This window comes from Rhizobacter sp. P2_H2 (assembly GCF_056403375.1).
In genome coordinates this window covers 1-2484 of sequence record NZ_JBFUFP010000822.1, presented here as the reverse complement: position 1 = coordinate 2484, position 2484 = coordinate 1, and the positions used below count along the sequence as shown (strand labels likewise).

Sequence of the window (2484 nt, the reverse complement as noted above, 5' to 3'; positions counted from 1 at the left end):
GCGCGGCAGCGTCATCGGTTCGTTCCTCGGCATCCTGCCGGGCGGCGGGCCGGTGATCGCGCAGTTCGCCGCCTATGCGGTCGACAAGAAGGTCAGCAAGTACCGCCACGAGATCGGCTCCGGCGCGATCGAAGGCGTGGCCGGSCAGGCSGCSGCCGACGAGGCCGCSGCRCGCACCAGCTTYATCCCGCTGATGAGCATCGGCATTCCGGAGAACGCGGTGATGGCGCTGATGATGGCGGCCTTCGTCATCAAGGGGATCCAGCCGGGGCCGAACATGATCGCCGGCCACCCGGACCTGTTCTGGGGCCTGGTCGCCAGCATGTGGGTGGGCAACTGTTTCCTGCTGGTCCTGAACGTGCCGCTGGTGCGCTACTGGCTGTCGGTGTTCAAGATCCCGTACAGCGTGCTGTTCCCGTCGATCCTGTTCTTCTGCTGCATCGGCACCTACAGCGTCAACAACAACCTCGACGACATCTTCGTCACGGCGGCCTTCGGGCTCGGCGGCTACCTGTTCTCGCGGCTCGACCTGGACGCGGCACCGCTGATGCTGGGCTTCATCCTTGGGCCGATGCTGGAGGAGAACTTCCGCCGCGCGATGCTGCTGAGCCGCGGCAGCTTCAACGTGTTCGCCAGCCGACCGATCAGCGCGACGCTGCTCGGGTTGATCGCGGTGTTCATCGTGTGGCAGCTCATCTCGTTCGTGATGAAGGCGCGCGCGCCGCAGGTGCAAGCGGCGTAGAGTCGGCAGTTCTGCCACTCCGCCGCCGCGGCGGCGCACGACATGCACCGAAGACTCTTCCTGGGGGCCGCCGCGGCCGGCTCGCTCGCGCCGGCACTGGCGCAGACCCGCACCCCGGCGGCCAAGGTGCTGGGAAGGACGATCTACAGCGACGAGACGACGAAACCCGGCAGCAGCCTGGACGGCCAGATCCTGCGGCCGCTGGTGCAGCGCTTCGCCGAGCAGGAGCGGCTCACCGTCAGCGACGCCGAGGTGGCCGAGCTCGAATCGGCGCTGAAGCTTCCGCCACCCCCGCCCGGGCTGTCGGCGGCCGACAAGGCGATGCTGCGCGAGCTGCCGCGCAGCATGGTGCTGCAATGGAAGATCAGCAAGGCGCTCTACCAGCGCTACGGCGGCGAGGTGATCTTCCAGCAGGCCAACCCGATGGAGCCGGTCGGCGCGATGCGGCGCTTCCTGGAGGAGCAGGAGAAGGCCGGCGCGTTCGAGATCTACGACGTCGGCGATCGCAAGCGCTTCTTCGAGTACTACGTCAGGCCGCAGACGATGGTGGTGCCGAAGGAGAAGGTGAACTACGACGTGCCGTGGTGGCGCAAGTAGATCGATTCACCGTTCCTACAACTGAAGCGGCTCTCTCCGACAGCATCTCCGGCGTGTGCTGCATAAGCTGTCTGCTTGCCCACCAACGGAGATCAGCATGTCCGACAGCAAGCAGCAAACTGGAGGCCAGGACCGCGACCGCATCAACGTCCACCAGGACTACGAACTGCGCGATTGGTCAAGGAAGTACGGCGTGACGCCTGACGAACTGAAGAAGGCGGTTGCGAAGGTCGGGGATCGGGCTCGGGATGTGGAGGCGCATTTGAAGCGTGGGGAGCGCGGGGAATGAAGCCCGGATCGCCGCGCCCTGTCAGACTTGATGACGCCTGATCCGCGTCATCTCACCCCAGCAAACTCGCCGGCACCTTCCCCCCGTTCTCCGCCAGCTTGGTCATCACCTGCTTGTGCAGCCAGATGTTCATCGTCGCCGTGTCGTTGGTGTCGCCTGAGTAGCCGAGTTCGCTCGCCAGTTGCCGCCGCTCGGCCAGGCTCGATTCCATCCCGACCAGCTTCATCAGGTCGACGATCGAGGTGCGCCAGTTCAGCTTCTGCGACGAGGCCGCTGCCAGCTTGGTCAGCACCGCCTCCACATCCACCTCGCTCAATGCGACGGGCGCCGCGGTGGCCGGCACCGCGGCCGGTGCAGCCTGCGTCGGCGCCTGCGCCACCGCCGGTACCTCGTCCTTCTTGCCAAAGATCGCGTCCTTGATCTTGCTGAAGATGCTCATCGTGGTCTCCTGGTTGGATGGATGCGCTGCGTCGGCAACGAAAACCCAGTCTAGGCGTTGCCGCCCGCCGGTCAAGACGGATCAGCCCAGCGTGAACGCCTCATGCACCGCCGACTGAACCGCCCCACCCAGCACCGCGCCGCCGCCGGCCACGTAAATCCAGTCGCCGATCGCGACCGCGCCCACCGCATGCCGCGGCGTCAGCATCGGCGCATGCCTGCGCCACGTGTCGCTCGCCGGGTCGTAGCTCTCCATCTGACCATACACGCGCGCCTGCCGCGGCACGCCACCGACGATCTCGCCGCCCTCCCCGCCCATCGCCCAGAACCGGTTGCGGTACACGACCAGGCCGTGTCCCGAGCGCTCGGTGGGCATCGGCGCCCGCAGTTCCCAGGTGTCGCGCGCCGGGAGGTACAC

At 66.8% G+C, this 2484-nt stretch carries 4 protein-coding genes and 1 pseudogene; 3 read left to right on the top strand and 2 right to left on the bottom strand.

The genetic code is table 11. From position 1 onward, the window contains the following. From AC1D15_RS26840 to AC1D15_RS26830, 3 genes are all read left to right on the top strand, one after another. Positions 1-742 (top strand): tripartite tricarboxylate transporter permease (locus AC1D15_RS26840; RefSeq protein WP_477828403.1); only part of this gene is annotated, 742 nt, incomplete at its 5' end. Positions 743-784: 42 nt separating this feature from the next. After that, a complete protein-coding gene (locus AC1D15_RS26835) occupies positions 785-1339 on the top strand; it encodes a hypothetical protein (protein WP_477828402.1) in 555 nt (184 codons plus the stop codon). Positions 1340-1436: 97 nt separating this feature from the next. Next, on the top strand, positions 1437-1628 hold the full coding sequence (locus tag AC1D15_RS26830) for a DUF3606 domain-containing protein (RefSeq protein ID WP_477828401.1): 192 nt from the start codon (positions 1437-1439) through the stop codon (positions 1626-1628). 52 nt (positions 1629-1680) lie between these two features. On the opposite strand, the gene AC1D15_RS26825 is transcribed toward AC1D15_RS26830, so the two are convergent. Both AC1D15_RS26825 and AC1D15_RS26820 read right to left on the bottom strand, forming a co-directional pair. After that, entirely contained in the window at positions 1681-2067 is a 387-nt protein-coding gene (locus tag AC1D15_RS26825; protein WP_477828400.1) for a DUF3597 domain-containing protein, read from the bottom strand. An 81-nt stretch (positions 2068-2148) separates the two neighbouring features. Further along, positions 2149-2484, bottom strand: a pseudogene (locus AC1D15_RS26820) (Kelch repeat-containing protein); the annotation flags it as partial.